This window comes from Zhongshania marina (assembly GCF_002915595.1).
Taxonomy (GTDB): Bacteria; Pseudomonadota; Gammaproteobacteria; order Pseudomonadales; family Spongiibacteraceae; genus Spongiibacter; species Spongiibacter marinus_B.
In genome coordinates this window covers 16664-33425 of record NZ_PQGG01000013.1, presented here as the reverse complement: position 1 = coordinate 33425, position 16762 = coordinate 16664, and the positions used below count along the sequence as shown (strand labels likewise).

The following is a 16762-nucleotide window of genomic DNA, read 5'->3' as shown; positions in this document are numbered from 1 at the left end:
GTCACCGCTAGTAGCGACTCGCCGTGAGGCGCCAGCATTTTTTAGCGATGAAGGAGCAATATATGCAGATTACTGTAAGTGGTCATCACGTAGACGTTACCCCCGCCCTCCGCGATTATGTAAACAACAAACTCACGAAGCTACAGAGACACTTTGACAATATCACCAATACCGACGTGACCCTGACGGTTGAAAAACTCGTTCAAAAAGCAGAGGCTACCGTCCACGTCGCCGGCGCGGATTTATTTGCGACCTGCGAATCCGAAGACATGTATGCGGCAATCGACAGCCTGACAGACAAACTTGATCGCCAATTAATTAAACACAAAGAAAAATCGCTGGGCCGCTAAGGCCCCGCGATTCCAACAGAAGTTAACTAGTAACTATCATGACACTTGAATCAATACTCACTAGCGGACGCACCGAATACGGTGCGTCCGTCACCAGTAAAAAACGCTTACTCGAATACATTGCCGCGGGCATTTCCGCAGATAAACCCGAATTTGACGCTGACGAGTTATTTAATGAATTACTCGCCCGCGAACGTTTAGGCAGCACGGGCATTGGCCACGGCGTCGCGATTCCGCACTGCCGCAGCAGCCGCTGCACCAGCATTACCGGCATGCTGCTCAAACTTGATGAAGCTATTGATTTTGAAGCCATAGACGACGAGCCCGTTGATCTAATCTTTGCTCTTATTGTTCCAGCCGAAGCCCACGACGAGCATTTAAAAGTGCTTGGTGCACTTGCCACGGCGTTTAATGAGGACGACTTCCGCAATAAATTGCGCAATGCCAATGACACAGAAACGCTGTTTAAACTCGCGATAGCAAGCTGATATGAACCTCATCATTCTCAGTGGTCGCTCGGGTTCCGGTAAAAGTACGGCCCTCCACCAATTAGAAGATGAGGGTTTTTACGCCATAGACAATCTGCCGGTATCGCTACTTCCAGAATTGGTCAGAGAACTATCGCACAGTCCCTTAAAAGTTCATCAGCAAGTTGCGGTTTGCATAGACGCCCGCAACTCCCAAGACGAACTCGCCCGCTTCAAATCGCTGTGCGACGAAGTTAAAAAACACGCCCAGTTGCGCATTGTGTTTTTAGATGCCGGCGATGACAAACTCATCAAACGCTTCAGCGAAACCCGCCGTCGCCACCCGCTCACCACAGATTCACTGCCGCTGGCCGACGCCATAAAACTTGAGTCGGTCTTGCTCGAACCTATCGTTGTGGAAGCCTCGCTGGCAATCGATAGCAGCGATATGACCGTGCATGAACTGCGCGCCGCTATCCGCGATCGCATTCTCGGCGTAGACGCCAGCAAATTAGCTGTGCAATTAAAATCCTTTGGCTTTAAACGAGGACTGCCCATCGACGCAGACCTAGTTTATGACCTTCGCATGCTTCCCAACCCGCACTGGAACGAAGAACTGCGCGCACTTACGGGACAAGATTTAGCGGTGCAAAAATACTTAGGTGCTCAAGACGACGTCACCTTAATGCACAATGACATCCTGCAATATCTGCAACATTGGCTGCCTAAAATCGAAGCCAGCAATCGCAGCTACTTCACCATTGCCATCGGTTGCACGGGTGGCCAACATCGCTCAGTATATATGGTTGAAACGCTTGCCAAGACCCTGCGTAAGACCTACCCAGATCTGCAAGTTCGCCATCGCGAACTACATTAGAGTACCCACGATGGTCGAATCCAATATAATAATCATTAATAAACTCGGCTTGCACGCCCGCGCAGCAGCCAAATTAGTCGCCACGGCCGGCGCCTTTGGCGCTAGCGTTCAAGTCGGCGTTGGCGACAAATCTGTCGACGGCAAGAGCATAATGGCTGTAATGATGCTGGCCGCTAGCAAGGGCACTGAACTAACTGTGCGCTGCGACGGCGACGATGAGCAGGCCGCGCTTACGGCGGTGCTCGATATTATTTCTCAGCGTTTCGGTGAAGCTGAATAATAAGCGTAATATGACTTATTTATGCTTGTAGCTAAGTACTGTGGATTGTTGCAGACAGCACTTTAAAGGATAATTAACCCAGACTTTCTTTCCACCTAATGGCTCAGGCTAGGGATAGGTATGGCCCAGACTGCTGACAAGCTACAAACCGAGAGCCAACTCAAAACCCTAAATGACGCCTTGGGTTCTGGGGGCTTCCTGCAAATCCGTCGAATGCTGAACGGTTTGCCCCCTGCTGACGCTGCCCACCTAATAGAATCTACACCGCACAAAATCCGTAGCGTGCTGTGGCAGTTGATCGACATTGAGAATGAAGGGGACATTCTCCAACATCTAAACGATGAAGTTCAAAGTCAATTCCTCCGCCAAATGGACGCGGAAGAAGTCGCGACCATTACCGAAGGTCTGGAAGCGGATGATATTGCGGATATTCTCCAGCAACTACCTGATCGAGTCATTCGTGAAGTTCTCGACTCGATGGATCATCAGGATAGGATCCGGGTAGAGCACGTTCTGTCTTATGACGAGGACAGCGCCGGTGGTTTGATGAACACCGACACCATCACCGTGCGGCCGAATATTACCCTCGACGTTGCGCTCCGCTATCTGCGCCGCCACGAACAACTGCCAGAAATGACCGATAGCTTGCTCGTCGTCAACCGCAACGATCAGTACATCGGCGTGTTATCGCTGCGCAAACTTTTGGTATCCGACCCCAGCGTCACCGTGCGGGAAATAATGGATACCGAAGTCGAGCCCATTCCCGCGCGTATGTCGTCGCGGGAAGTCGCCACGCTCTTCGCTAGGCACGACTGGGTATCGGCCCCCGTGGTCGACGAAAATAGCTTGTTGCTAGGTCGTATCACCATCGATGACGTCGTTGACGTTATACGAGAAGAGTCTGACCACTCACTGATGAGCATGGCGGGTTTGGACGAAGACGAAGACACCTTCGCCGCTGTACTAACCACGGCGCCGCGCCGCGCCGTATGGCTAGGCATTAATTTGCTCACCGCTTTTATTGCCTCGGCAGTGATAAATTTGTTTGAAGGCACCATCGAAAAAGTCGTCGCCCTCGCCGTGCTAATGCCCATTGTGGCAAGCATGGGCGGTGTTGCTGGCACTCAAACCTTGACCGTGGTGATTCGCGGTATGGCTTTGGGCCATATTAGCCGCGACAACAGTCGCTGGTTAATCAATCGTGAAATGGCGGTTGGCGCTATTAACGGATTGGTATGGGCAGTGATTGTTGCCGCCGCCACCACGCTATGGTTTGACGACCCCCTAATGGGCGGCATTATCGGCGCAGCAATTATCATTAATTTATTAACGGCCGCCCTCGCGGGCGCGGTATTGCCACTGGCAATGAAGTCCTTGAACATCGACCCTGCACTAGCAGGCGGCGTGGTGCTTACCACGGTAACTGATGTCATTGGCTTTTTATCATTCCTCGGGCTTGCCAGCTATTTTTACGGCTAGCGTTTTTTAGTGCGCCTATCGCATCAGAAACAACACAAATAGATGACTCAACGGATCCCAACGTGACCGAATCAGAATTAGAACGCCCAAGTAAAACCGCTGTTAAAAAGGAAATGCAGGCGCTGCAAAACCTCGGCGAACAGCTGGTAAAACTCAGCAATAATGAATTGGCGAAAATTCCTATTCATGATGAACATTTACGCGAAGCCCTTACCACCGCAAGACGCTTAACCAGCCGCGAAGCGCTACGCCGCCAACTGCAATATATTGGCAAGCTGATGCGTGGCATTGACTTAACTGAAATAGAAGCGGGATTAGCAAAGCGTGATGAAGGGCAGCGCGAACTCGCTAGAGCATTTCATCGCTTAGAAGAATTGCGAGATGATGTGGTTGAATTGGGCCTACCGGGAATCGAAAAAGTCATTGCACAGTTTCCAGATGCTGACCGCCAACGACTGCGCACATTGATCTTACAAATAGGCAAAGATGCCAAAGCGAACAAGCCGCCTGCGGCCAAGCGCAAGTTGTTCCAGTATTTAAAGGAACTGCAGGAGCATCAGCCAAAAACCTAAGATTTGCAGATTACAATCGGCGATGCTGGGCAACCGGCATCCGCAGTCGCAGCGCGCGCTGCTCTTCTTGCTCGTAATTCGCCACAACACAAGCCTCACCCAAACCCGCTTCCGCTAATACCCGCCCCCAACTATCAATCACAACAGAGCCGCCCGAAGTTTGACGCTTGGCATCATGAACGCCGCCCTGATTCGCCGCTACCACCAAGCACTGATTTTCAATTGCCCGAGCCCGCAGCAGTGGCAACCAATGCGCCCAGCCAGTATTACGTGTAAACGCCGAGGGCAATACAATAATGTCGGCCTCGAGCTCTAACATGCGACGAAACAACTCCGGAAAACGCAGGTCATAGCAAATCCCGACGCCTATGCGCCCTAGCCCTGAATCGAGGACGACAACCTCATTCCCCGGCGCATAGCTGTCAGACTCACGATAACTACCCTGCGCATCGCCAACGTCGGCATCAAATAAATGAATTTTCCGATAGCGGCCAAGACACACCCCGTCAGCGCCATAAACAAAAGAGGTCGCGTATACTCGACCATCCTCAGCGGGAAGGGGAATCGTGCCGCCCACCAAGACAATTTTATGCTGAGCAGCTAGTCCCGCGAGAAAGGCTTGCAACTCGCCACCCGTATTTTCTGCGGCGGCCAAGTCAAACACCTCCTTGCTGCCAAACATCGCAAAGTTTTCTGGCAACACCGCCAGTTGCGCGCCGTTTTTTGCGGCCTTCGCCACCAATACTTCAGCGCGCTGCAAATTCGTCTTCAATTGTTTAGTCGAAACCATTTGCAGAGCGGCCACTTTGATTTGCCCAAGCGAATTAGTCATAAGCTCGCCCCTTATATATCACTTTCACTCTCCGCTTTGGCAGCGCTAGCTGGCGCCGGCAGGTCGTCGCTATCTACGTCGAAAATCTTTTTAAAGGTCAGCTCAGGTTGCTGAATCGTCCCAGAAATATCGTAAACCGCACTTGAGAAACTATCGACCTGCTCCTCAAAGACCTTACTGACCACATAGGCACCAGCGGCGGCGGGCAAACCACCCACCAGAGCAGCGACCCAGGGTAAATTACTACCCACCGGCAAGGTGGCGACTAAACGCAGCGCAGGCACGTCGGTATTTAGATCTATATTCCCCGTCATTTGGAAGCGGCTAGAAGGCCCTTTAATATCTAAAGGTTCCTGCAAATGAACAATGCCGTTATGCAAGCTGAGCTTACCGCGCATTGAATCAAAATAAATGCCTTTGCTAAACACATCGCGGAAGTCGAATTTCAGTCGGCGAATGACATTCGCCATATTAAAAATACTAAAGACTCGCAATGCGCCGCTGGCCGCGTCTGAGCTTTTTAGGAAACGCCCGTCATCAAAACTAAACTCAAGTTCACCATCACTTTCTTGAATATTCCAAAGATTTGGTGAGCCATTCCAATGCATATCAAGCTTAAAATTTCCTCGCCGAGTTTCCATGACCTTGGAATAACCAAGCCCCGTCAACACAGCACCCAAATCCTGAACCCCGAACTTCCCGCTCAAGCGAGAGGCTTGATTGCCAGCATCATCCCGCAGCCAATGTAAGCTGCTTGTCCCCTCACCCTCAGTCAAGGTAATGCCACGCAACTCGCCACGCAAATCATTAAAATGCGCGCCAAATTCATCCGTTCGTAAATCAAAGCCGACACTACCCCAATTGTCACCACCGACCGTGAGCGCATCAATATCTACGTCAACATCCATAAAGCTGCGGGGGTCAACATCGGCAGCCGCAACTGCAGGGCGCTCTCCGAAGGGTGGTAAGATTAATTTTTGCAGAGTGAAAGCCGCTTTCGCCTGGGAATGATTACGCGGAAAAACTAAATCACCGGCAAGTTGACGGCTGTCTACCCGCACACGCCAGCGCTCGTAATTTTCAGTCAATGTGAGTCGCACATCTTCTAAAAGGTGGTCGAATATATCGACATCGCCAATGCGCAGATCATTCACCGCCAAGACCATACCCGCGCCGTCCCCCGCTGGGGCGTTTGCCAAATATTGATCTGCTATTTGCTGCCATTTTTCAAAGGTCGCGAAATCAACGCGCCCGTCGACATTAAACTGTCCTAACAATGGCCGAGGCAAAGGCTCTGTAGCACTACCGCCAAGCCGCAAATGGGCGCCGAACACCTCACCCTCGCTAATACCTATATTTAGGGCCAATTGCTCGGCTAAGGCTAGGCGCAATATCTGCTCATCACCACCCAATGGCATTGTGATAGTCAACTGACGGCGAGACTCTGCAGATTTATAAAATGGTTGTGGCAGGGAAATACCGACACCCTGTAACTCAGAAGTCACCGTTAAATTCGGCGTGTCGCCGCCAGCTTGAATCTGCAATTTAATGGGACTACTACCACTAAAAAATTGCAGTACGGGGCTGCGCAGCCATAGCTCGACATCTTTAGCCGCCACATTCGTGGCTATATCCACCTCAACTTGGCGACCATTCTGATCTATAGACGCCAGCAACACTTGTTCAAAGACCTTAGCCCGTAAATTATTGCTGCTAAGCCCCCTCTCAGTGTCGTAGTGAATATGCCCGCTGGCGTTGCTCAGCGCCAAACGGTAGTCCGGCAAATCCAATACGGCAAAATCAATATCTGCATCCACATTTACATTGGGTAAGAGCTCACCGGCAAATAACATATACAAACCGAAATCTACCGTTGCGCTCCCTTCCCCGCCCCATGAATCAAAGGTATTTCCGATATAGTCATGTAAGGGAGTGTCCATCAGGAGACTCTTCAACTGAGGGAATATCGGTTTAGCACTTGTTGCAACATTAAGAGCAAAATCCCCCTTGGAGTTGGGTGCCACACTCACTTCAAGTGGCCCTAGGGCAAGGCCATTTAAACTGGCGGCATCCGATACCGCTGTCACCTCTGCATTATTAATTAATACTGCAGCGCTTTTCGCTTTTAGCGCTGGCCACTCCTTTAAAAAACGTAATTCAACATCGGCTAGCGTCAAGTCCAATTGCACAGAAGGACGCTGTTCCGCATCGGCTAGCAGTGAACCATGGTAGACAAAACCAACATCGCTAGCGCGCCCTTCTCGAATACTGTCTGCCAGCCAAGCATGAAGATCATCACCCAAGACCTTTGGTGTGTAGGCCTCATGATGGCTTGCGTCAACATTCTGTGCGCCAATCATCAGGGTCATTGTTGGACCTGGGCTTGCGTCCTTATGCAGGGGCAAATCTAAGCGCAGCATTGCCGACATCGGCCGGTCAAAACTTTCGGCGCTAATCAAGCCGCTGTGCAAACGCACACGTTGATCGTCGTATTCCCAACGCAATTCGGTTTTAACCGACTTGAGGGCAAAGGCGTCGTCATACAAATGCGGGAAAGCCAGCGTTAATGCCTCGGAATCCACCAGCAATATGCCGTGATTAGGGCTGATTTCAAGGTATCCCGTTAGGCCCTCAGCCCCTGGCGCGCCCTGCCAGGCTTGTACACTCAACTCCGAGGCTTCCGCCCTCAAGGCAAAGCTATCAATGCCCTGCTCGCCAGCATAAAGGTCGAACTGAATATGATTTAAGTATCCTTCAGGCGCTAAGTCAGTGAGTACATTTTGCAGATGTTCGGGGAGAATATCGCTCTCGGTCAGCAGTGCGTTCGTTGCAGTGACTTCTAACTGGGGCAGGGTAAATCGCCATAAGGTGTTCTCGGGATGCCACACCGAAATCCCCGCCAAATCTACATAATGGTCTCGCCACTGGGCATCAAACTCAGTGAAGCTAAGACGCCATGAGCCGTCGCGATGACTGCCCGCAAAGCGCATATTCACGTCTTTAAGTAGCGCTTCCTCTGCTCCCCACAGCACGCCGACCGCCAACTCTTCAGCGCTGAGTACACCGCTTAAACTTACCCGCTGACCACGGCGCCAGCTCATCCACAATTCGCCACTCACTTCGCTATCAAACAAGGGCGCGCTTTGCTGAAACAAGGGTGCAATTGCCGATAAGCGACTGCCGTCGATGATCATATAGGCATTGGCGCTAAATTTGTCAGAGTTGCGGGGATCGCCATAAGACTCCAACAGCATTTGAATATCGCCGTCACTATCGGTGTTTAGCTGCGCATATATACGCCGAAATCGGTCATCACTGCGCAGAGAAAAATCACGGCTACTGATGTGGGTCTCATCGCCATTGGCGTAATGAAGATTAACCTCAAACAAACCCAAGGCCGCACTGCGCACACCTAAAACTGAATCAATCAGCATTTCAGGGTCGCCAGTGCTAGCATCGTCCGCTGTTAACCCCGCAACCTGCCAACCTCCCTCACTATTTTGTTCTAGATCAACGCTGAGCGTCCCGGCCTGGATTTGACGTATTTTAGGTGTGCCGGTTACTAGTGATGAGAGTACATCGATTTCTATGCGGGCGTGATCAAGACGCACGGCATCATGATTCCCTAAGCGAAAATCACTGATATCAATAACGGGAGATAAGCCGGCCCAGCTGCCCTGCAAGCTAGCGGCCCGCATACTAATACCGGTAAAAACTTCAAGTTGCTGAAAAATATCCTGCTGATAGCGATCGAGCAAACCAATGTACTGCCGCCCCAAACTCGCGTACAAAGCCAAGACCACTAACACCACTAAGGCGATGCCCCAGAGCAGGGAATAAAGTTGGCGGAACGCTCGCATGGGCATTAGTCTTCACCCACGATTACCGGCTACCAAAATCAAAGCAAAACAACATCGTATTGCTCCTGTGTGTACACTGCCTCGACCTGAAAGCGGATACTCGCGCCGATAAACTCTTCGAGGTCAGCAACGTTTGCTGACTCTTCATCAAGCAAGCGGTCAACAACTTCCTGAGATGCCAATACCAATAAGCGTTTGCTTTCGTAGGCTCTGGACTCCCGTAAAATCTCTCTAAACACCTCGTAACAAACGGTTTCAGGGGATTTCAATGATCCTCTACCGTGACAGTAGCGACAGGTTTCGCAAAGTATATGCTCGAGGCTTTCGCGAGTGCGCTTGCGGGTCATTTCGACCAAACCCAAATCCGACACACCCGTAATCGAGGTTTTTGCGTAATCTTTTTCCATTGCCCGCTCTAGTGCGCGCAATACTTGGCGACGGTGCTCGGGGTCTTTCATGTCGATGAAATCGATAATTATAATGCCACCGAGATTGCGCAGCCTTAGTTGACGGGCCAGCGACGCGGCCGCTTCAAGATTGGTTTTAAAGATGGTTTCTTCAAGATTGCGATGCCCGACGAACGCGCCGGTATTGATATCGATGGTACTCATCGCCTCGGTTTGATCAATGATCAAATAGCCGCCAGATTTAAGCTCAACCTTGCGACCAAGGGCTTTTTGAATTTCGTCTTCTACGCCGTAAAGATCAAAAATTGGCCGCTCACCAGGATAGTATTCAAGTTGCGAGCTAATCTCTGGCAAATAGTCCTCAGCAAACTGCTCCACACGCTGAAAGCTTTCTCGGGAATCGATACGAATTTTCTCTAACCCCGGCCGCACTAAGTCGCGCATTGTGCGCATAAACAAGGGCAAATCTTCGTATATCAAGCTCGGCGCAGTATCCCGCTTCATACGGCGCTCCACCGCACCCCACAAACGCTTTAAAAACTGCACATCGGCACGCATTTCATCCTCACCGGCGCCTTCAGCTGCCGTACGGAGGATATAGCCGTCCTGTAATTCCTCGTCATCTTCGCGCGCTGCTGCCTCCAGCACATCACGCAAACGCTGACGCTCCTCCTCATCGTCAATTCTATGGGAGACGCCAATATGAGCAGCACCTGGCATATACACCAAATACCGCGACGACACCGACAAACGCGTTGTTAAGCGCGCACCTTTGGTGCCCATAGGGTCTTTGCTAACCTGAACGGTAAGCAATTGGCCTTCACGAATTTTGCTGCGAATATCCGCATGTTCGCCACTTTCATTATCGAGGCAAGCAATATCCGACGCGTGGATAAAACTTGTACGCTCTAAACCGATATCGACAAATGCCGCCTGCATACCGGGTAAAACCCGCACCACCTTGCCCTGATATATATTGCCGACGATCCCGCGGGAGCGACTGCGCTCAATATAAACCTCTTGCAGCACCCCGTTTTCGACCACCGCGACACGGGTTTCTACCGGTGTGACATTGATTAATATCTCTTCACTCATTCGCTGGCTCTAACATTATTCCGGCTTTGCCCAGCAAAACCGCTGTTTCATATAAAGGCAAACCCATCACTCCGGAGTAGCTACCATTCAAATGCTTTACAAAGCAGCCTGCCGCGCCTTGAATACCGTAGGCGCCGGCCTTATCGTCGGCATCACCACTGGCAACGTAGCTATCGATTTGCTCTGCCGTTAAGGTAGCAAAGCTCACATCAGTGACATTTAGCTCCAGCGCAACATCCCCACCATAAAAAATCGCGAGCGCCGTCAATACCTGATGACTACGACCACTAAGCCCCGCCAGCATTACCTTAGCATGTTGACGATCTGAGGGCTTTCCCCAAATTTCTCCATCAACAATCACCGAGGTATCAGCAGCTAAGACCACTTGATTGGGGAATTCCTTCGCAACCGCAGATGCCTTTTCCCTTGCCATACGTTGAACGTAATCGGCTGCTTGCTCGTTTGGCGCGGGGGTTTCATCTATATCCGCTGGCACAATCTCAAATTCTACCCCGATCTGCCGCAGCAACTCGGCGCGACGCGGCGACCCAGAGGCAAGAATAATCGGCTTATTCGCACTCATGCTTAGTACACCACGAACAAACGCTGTAGCCATGCTACAACCGGCCTTACTAGCAACCAAAGTAGGCCTGTCGTTAACGCAGGGAGAAAAACGAACCAATGAGTTTGAGCAACGCCATTAATATTTTGCGCCCACTGATCAACTAAGATGTGGAATAACTCAAGTAGAAATACAAAAGCGGCCTGCTTACCAATGCTAAACATCCGCAATCGCTGGTAAGAAACTTGAATGATATAAGCAACAACAGCCAGCGCGAAGGCATTTTGCCCCAGCACAGCACCCTGCAAAATATCCAATAAAATACCGCAGCACCAGCAGATAATCACGCCAACGCGCTCTGGCAACATCAGTAACCAATAGACCAAAATCAGCAGTAAGCAATCAGGTCTAGCCCAGGCAATTTCTGCATCAAGAGGGGAAATACTAAGTATTAAAGCAAGAAAGATGGTGACAACAACAAACCACAGACCGTGCGCATGCGAGTCCATGCGCTACTCCTCAATCTTCTGTTCGCTAAAAACCAGTAAGACGTTGCGACTGCGGTCGAGCTTAGCCATAGGACGGGCGCGCACTTCGGCAAAAGGTTTACCAGGATCAATAGACACTTCCACCACTTCACCTACCGGATACCCACTGGGGAAGCGACCACCGAGCCCAGAGCTAACCAGCAGATCACCTACTTGGATATCCGTTGTGGCGGCAACGTGCGTCAATGCCAGCTCATCAATCAAGCCGGTGCCTTCAGCAATTGCTCGAAGTCCATTGCGGCTAACTCTAACAGGAAGTGCGTGAGCGCTATCGGTAATAAGCAAAACGCGGCTTTGCAAAATACCAACTTCAGTAATTTGGCCGAGTAAGCCGTTTGCATCGATAACCGGCTGCCCCAAAAAGGCACCGTCTCGACTTCCTTTGTCTACCATGAGCTGATGGCGATTCGGATCAGAAGCTACCGCAATCACCTCAGCGACAAGCACGGTATCGTTCACCCGCTCACCGGAGTTCATCAACTCCCGAAGGCGAACGTTTTCAGCGCGAAGTTCAATATATTTTTGAAGTTTGGCATTGAGAATAAGAGACTCTGATCTGAGCCGCTCGTTTTCGGCAAGTAGTTCGCTACGGCTATTCCAAGCACCTTTAAATTGGTCAGTTAAACGGCTTGGAATATCTACAACCCAATAAAATGGCGCAGCAACAACAGACAGCTGCGTTCTCAGCGGCGCCATAAACTCAAGGCGTTGACCAATCAAAATCAACACCAGTGCAACGCCACCTAAAATCAGCAGCCGACCACCTACAGACGATTCATTGGCGAATACCGGTTTAATTGCTGCGTCCTCCCTCCGCGGGGCGAATCATTACTACTCTGCAGACAATATATCAAGATGATGGCGATCCATCATCTCTAAGGCTTTACCACCGCCACGGGCAACACAGGTTAATGGGTCTTCAGCAATAATAACGGGAAGCGCGCTTTCATCAGCGATCAACTGATCAATACCGCGCAGCAAAGCACCACCGCCAGTCAACACAATACCCGTTTCTGCGATATCTGCAGCTAATTCTGGGGGCGACTGTTCCAAAGCACGCTTTACGCCCTGAATAATCACCTGCAGCGGCTCTTGTAATGCTTCTAGAATTTCATCGCTGTTTAAAGTGAAACGACGGGGGATACCTTCGGCCAAATTACGACCACGAACGTCAATTTCACGCAATTCGCTACCAGGGTAAGCACAACCAATTTCCGTTTTTATTCTCTCCGCCGTAGCGTCGCCGATCAAACTACCGTAGGTACGGCGCACATGGGTCACAATCGCTTCATCAAAACGGTCACCGCCAACACGCACAGAATCCGAGTACACCACGCCATTTAAAGAAATAATGGCGATTTCTGTCGTACCGCCACCGATATCAACCACCATCGAACCCGAGGCTTCGTCAACGCGTAGGCCCGCACCAATCGCTGCCGCCATGGGCTCTTCGATCAAGCGCACTTCACGCGCGCCCGCGCTGAGCACTGATTCGCGAATAGCGCGACGCTCCACCTGCGTACTTTTACACGGCACGCTTACAAGAACACGCGGACTCGGACGAATAAAACTATTTTGATGAACAAGCTTAATAAAATGCTGAAGCATTTTTTCTGTTACTTGAAAGTCAGCGATAACACCGTCTTTCAGCGGGCGAATTGCCGTGATATTACCTGGTGTACGGCCCAGCATACGCTTGGCCTCCATACCCACGGCTTCAATGGTTTTTTGGCCGTTGTGGACACGAATAGCCACCACCGAGGGCTCGTCGAGAACTATGCCTTGGCCACGCACATAAATAAGAGTATTTGCTGTTCCTAGATCGATTGAAAGATCATTGGAAAACATGCCGCGAATTCGTTTTAACATGTGTATTTTTCACCTTATACAGCCCAAATTTTGGGCAGGGGCCAGGCTGATCGGACCGGAAACGATTGCCGCCCAGCAACATCGCGAGGCCCTATTTTAAAAACTTTGCCACTCTATCAACGGCAGGGATTTAGGGCAAGGCGCAAATATGATAAGTTTAGCGGTTTACCGGCAAGCTCATTGCAAATCCGACGCAATCCTCATTTTGCGCTGCGGAAATTTGTCTGTGTTGCCATAAATCAATTTAAAAGGGTGAGCATGAGCTTAGACCAAAACGACATTGCCAAGTTGGCGCGACTAGCGCGAATTAACATCGCCGAATCAGACACCGCCGAACTCAGCCAACGTATTGGCGACATTCTCAATATGGTCGACGCCATGCAAGCCGTAGACACCAGCAACGTGCTACCGATGGCAAATCCACATGACGCGGTACAGCGCCTGCGCGCCGACGAGGTTAACGAAACCAATCAACGCGAGCATTTTCAGAAGATCGCACCGCAAACCGCCGACGGTTTGTATTTGGTACCTCAAGTTATTGAGTAAAACACTGCGGCTAACTGCAAACAACGCACCACATTGACCGCCGCACATTCATTCGGCAGACATAACGAGTAATCTGAACTATGCCCAATCATACGATTGCCGACATTCTTCGCGGACTGGAAGCAAAAACCTTTTCCAGCGAAGAAATTACCCAGCAATACCTCGACGCCATTGCAAAACACGACGGCAACTTCAACAGCTTTATTACCGTGACGCCAGACCAAGCGCTTGCCCAAGCTCGTGCCGCCGACACTGCGCGCCAAAATGGCTCTGCTGGCGCATTATGCGGCGTCCCCATTGCCCATAAAGATATTTTCTGTACCGAAGGCGTTCGCACCAGTTGCGCATCAAAAATGTTGGACAATTTTATTGCGCCCTACAACGCCACCGTCGTTGAGCGACTCGCCAATGCCGGCGTTGTGACCTTAGGGAAAACCAATCTCGACGAATTCGCGATGGGCTCCTCAAATGAAACCAGCTTTTACGGCGCGGTGCGCAACCCCTGGAACACCGACTGTGTACCCGGCGGCTCCTCAGGCGGTTCTGCGGCGGCCATTGCAGCGGGACTCGCGCCAGCAGCAACCGGTACCGACACCGGCGGCTCCATTCGCCAACCTGCGGCACTTTGCGGCCTCACTGGCTTAAAACCGACCTATGGGCGCGTTTCTCGCTACGGCATGATCGCCTTCGCCTCCAGCCTTGACCAAGGCGGCCCAATGGCGAAAACAGCAGAAGACAATGCGCTGCTACTTCAGGCAATGGCGGGCTTTGACCACCGCGACAGTACTAGCATGGATCTGCCGGTACCCGACTATCGCGCTGGCCTAAATAAAGACCTAAGCGGATTAAAAATCGGCGTACCCAAAGAATATTTTAGTGACGGTCTAGACCCAGAGATTGCATCAGCAATAGAAGCGTCTCTAGATGAATATCGCAAAATGGGCGCAGAGATTAAATCTATCAGCCTGCCACACACCCACTTAGCGGTACCCTGCTACTATATTATTGCGCCAGCAGAAGCGTCAGCTAATCTGTCACGTTTCGACGGGGTACGCTATGGATATCGCTGCGAAAACCCAAAAGATTTAGACGACCTATACACCCGCACCCGCGCCGAAGGTTTTGGCGAGGAAGTGAAACGCCGAATTTTGATTGGCACTTATGCACTCTCCTCAGGCTTTTACGATGCCTACTACCGCAAAGCCCAGCAAATACGTCGTTTAATTAAGCAAGACTTTGACGAAGCCTTTAAATCCGTCGACATTATCGCTGGCCCCACCACCCCAAACCCCGCGTTTGCGCTGGGCGAGAAGGTCAGCGACCCCGTCACCATGTATCTTGAAGACATCTATACCATCGCTGTTAATTTGGCAGGGCTACCCGCCATTTCACTGCCTGCGGGCTTTACCAAGGGCAAGCCCATTGGCTTGCAATTAATTGGCCGCGATTTTGACGAAACCACCCTGCTCGCCGCCGCGCATCAATATCAACAGCGCAGCGACTGGCACCAGCAAGCCGCTCCCGGCAGCGTATAAGGAAAGCGACTATGGAATGGGAAGTTGTAATTGGTCTGGAAATTCACGTCCAGCTCACCACCAAATCAAAGATTTTCTCGGGCTCGAGCACCGCATTCGGCGCCGACGCTAACACACAAGCAAGCGCTGTTGATCTGGCCATGCCCGGCACATTGCCGGTACTCAATGAACAGGCAGTAAAAAATGCCATCCTGTTTGGCTTGGCAATCAATGCCGATATTTGTCGCGATTCAGTCTTTGACCGCAAAAATTATTTCTATCCAGATTTGCCCAAAGGCTACCAAACCACCCAGATGGACTTTCCCATCGTCGGCCCCGGTATCGTCGAAATTACCCTCAGCGACGGTAGTACCCGCAGTATTCGTGTGCACCACGCCCACCTAGAAGAAGACGCGGGTAAATCGCTACACGAAGATTATCAGGGTATGTCGGGTATAGACCTTAACCGCGCCGGCACGCCATTAATCGAAATCGTCTCTGAGCCAGACATGCGCAGCGCCGAAGAAGCAGTCGCCTATCTGCGCAAAATACACTCGATTGTGACCTACCTCGGCATTTCAGATGGCGATATGTCCCAGGGCTCGCTGCGCTGCGACGCCAACGTCTCGGTTCGCCCCAAGGGCCAAGAGGAATACGGCACCCGCGCCGAACTTAAAAACATCAACTCCTTCCGCTTTGTTGAGCGCGCCATCAAAACCGAAGTGCTACGCCAGATCGAGCTAATCGAAGACGGCGGCAAGGTGAAACAAGAAACGCGCCTGTATGATAGCGACAAAAACGAAACCCGCCCCATGCGCAGCAAGGAAGAAGCCAACGACTACCGCTACTTCCCCTGCCCAGATTTATTGCCGGTACACGTTGAACAGTCCTTAATCGATGATTTGCGGGCCGGCATGCCGGAATTGCCTGACGCCAAACGTCAGCGCTTTGAAGAAGAGTTTGGCCTTTCTGCCTACGACGCGGGCTTGCTCACCGGCGAGCGCAGTGTTGCCGACTATTTTGAAGCCGTCGCCCACAGCGCGGGAGATGCCAAGCTAGCCGCAAACTGGGTAAACGGTGAATTATCCGCCGCCTTGAATCGAGACAATCTGGCGATTAACAGCAGTCCCGTTAGCGCCGAACAACTTGGCGGCTTAATACAGCGAATCCGCGACAATAGCATTTCTGGCAAAATCGCCAAGCAAGTTTTTGATGCACTATGGAATAAAGAAGGCGATAGCGCCGATGCCATTATCGACAGCAAGGGCTTAAAGCAGGTTTCTGACAGCGGCGCTATTGGCGCAATGGTCGACGAAGTACTCGCCGCCAACCCCGAGCAAGTAGAGCAATTTAAAGGCGCCGACGAAGGCAAACGCAAAAAAATGCTGGGCTTTTTTGTCGGTCAAATAATGAAGGCGTCCAAGGGGCAAGCCAACCCCGGCGTAATCAACTCACTTTTAAACGAAAAGCTTGGCGACTAATCACGCCAGCACTAGCAAGGTAG

General features: G+C 51.2%; 16 protein-coding genes. 9 read left to right on the top strand and 7 right to left on the bottom strand.

Annotation, left to right across the window (positions count from 1 at the left end):
• The first annotated feature begins 62 nt into the window (after positions 1–62).
• From hpf to yjgA, 6 genes are all read left to right on the top strand, one after another.
• The gene (gene hpf, locus C0068_RS06045) at positions 63–350 is read left to right on the top strand and encodes a ribosome hibernation-promoting factor, HPF/YfiA family (RefSeq protein ID WP_103683591.1); all 288 of its coding nucleotides are present in this window, start codon (positions 63–65) and stop codon (positions 348–350) included.
• Between the two features lie 38 nt (positions 351–388).
• On the top strand, positions 389–838 hold the full coding sequence (locus C0068_RS06040) for a PTS sugar transporter subunit IIA (protein WP_103683590.1): 450 nt from the start codon (positions 389–391) through the stop codon (positions 836–838).
• Between the two features lies 1 nt (position 839).
• Positions 840–1694, top strand: a complete 855-nt coding sequence (gene rapZ / locus C0068_RS06035) for an RNase adapter RapZ (protein WP_103683589.1) — start codon at positions 840–842, stop codon at positions 1692–1694.
• 10 nt (positions 1695–1704) lie between these two features.
• A complete protein-coding gene (locus C0068_RS06030; RefSeq protein WP_103683588.1) occupies positions 1705–1974 on the top strand; it encodes an HPr family phosphocarrier protein in 270 nt (89 codons plus the stop codon).
• 120 nt (positions 1975–2094) lie between these two features.
• Positions 2095–3453: a magnesium transporter gene (gene mgtE / locus C0068_RS06025; protein WP_103683587.1), complete on the top strand. Its 1359-nt coding sequence runs from the start codon at positions 2095–2097 to the stop codon at positions 3451–3453.
• Positions 3454–3515: 62 nt separating this feature from the next.
• Positions 3516–4025 carry a ribosome biogenesis factor YjgA gene (gene yjgA, locus C0068_RS06020; RefSeq protein WP_103683586.1) on the top strand — a complete coding sequence of 170 codons (510 nt, stop codon included), beginning with the start codon at positions 3516–3518 and terminating at the stop codon, positions 4023–4025.
• A 10-nt stretch (positions 4026–4035) separates the two neighbouring features.
• Here the strand turns inward: yjgA and C0068_RS06015 are convergent, their stop codons facing one another.
• The 7 genes from C0068_RS06015 to C0068_RS05985 form a co-directional block, all read right to left on the bottom strand.
• Positions 4036–4857, bottom strand: a complete 822-nt coding sequence (locus C0068_RS06015) for a carbon-nitrogen hydrolase family protein (protein WP_199176122.1) — start codon at positions 4855–4857, stop codon at positions 4036–4038.
• A gap of 11 nt (positions 4858–4868) precedes the next feature.
• Entirely contained in the window at positions 4869–8723 is a 3855-nt protein-coding gene (locus C0068_RS06010) for a YhdP family protein (RefSeq protein ID WP_103683585.1), read from the bottom strand.
• Between the two features lie 32 nt (positions 8724–8755).
• Positions 8756–10219, bottom strand: coding sequence for a ribonuclease G (gene rng / locus C0068_RS06005; protein ID WP_103683584.1), 1464 nt, complete (start codon positions 10217–10219; stop codon positions 8756–8758).
• Positions 10212–10835 carry a Maf family protein gene (locus tag C0068_RS06000; protein ID WP_233208755.1) on the bottom strand — a complete coding sequence of 208 codons (624 nt, stop codon included), beginning with the start codon at positions 10833–10835 and terminating at the stop codon, positions 10212–10214. The genes rng and C0068_RS06000 overlap by 8 nt, the downstream gene beginning before the upstream one ends.
• Complete coding sequence (gene mreD / locus C0068_RS05995; RefSeq protein WP_103683582.1) at positions 10805–11290, bottom strand: rod shape-determining protein MreD; 486 nt, start codon at positions 11288–11290, stop codon at positions 10805–10807. Before mreD ends, C0068_RS06000 begins: the two co-directional genes overlap by 31 nt.
• A gap of 3 nt (positions 11291–11293) precedes the next feature.
• The gene (gene mreC, locus C0068_RS05990) at positions 11294–12085 is read right to left on the bottom strand and encodes a rod shape-determining protein MreC (RefSeq protein ID WP_269844888.1); all 792 of its coding nucleotides are present in this window, start codon (positions 12083–12085) and stop codon (positions 11294–11296) included.
• A 75-nt stretch (positions 12086–12160) separates the two neighbouring features.
• On the bottom strand, positions 12161–13198 hold the full coding sequence (locus tag C0068_RS05985; RefSeq protein WP_103683580.1) for a rod shape-determining protein: 1038 nt from the start codon (positions 13196–13198) through the stop codon (positions 12161–12163).
• A gap of 258 nt (positions 13199–13456) precedes the next feature.
• On the opposite strand from C0068_RS05985, the gene gatC reads away from it, so the two are divergent.
• The 3 genes from gatC to gatB all read left to right on the top strand — a co-directional run bounded on the left by gatC (position 13457) and on the right by gatB (position 16739).
• Positions 13457–13744 (top strand): Asp-tRNA(Asn)/Glu-tRNA(Gln) amidotransferase subunit GatC, encoded by a 288-nt coding sequence (gene gatC, locus C0068_RS05980; protein WP_103683691.1) that lies wholly within the window; start codon positions 13457–13459, stop codon positions 13742–13744.
• Positions 13745–13824: 80 nt separating this feature from the next.
• Positions 13825–15279, top strand: a complete 1455-nt coding sequence (gatA, locus tag C0068_RS05975) for an Asp-tRNA(Asn)/Glu-tRNA(Gln) amidotransferase subunit GatA (protein ID WP_103683579.1) — start codon at positions 13825–13827, stop codon at positions 15277–15279.
• An 11-nt stretch (positions 15280–15290) separates the two neighbouring features.
• On the top strand, positions 15291–16739 hold the full coding sequence (gene gatB / locus C0068_RS05970) for an Asp-tRNA(Asn)/Glu-tRNA(Gln) amidotransferase subunit GatB (protein ID WP_103683578.1): 1449 nt from the start codon (positions 15291–15293) through the stop codon (positions 16737–16739).
• Positions 16740–16762 lie beyond the last annotated feature (23 nt).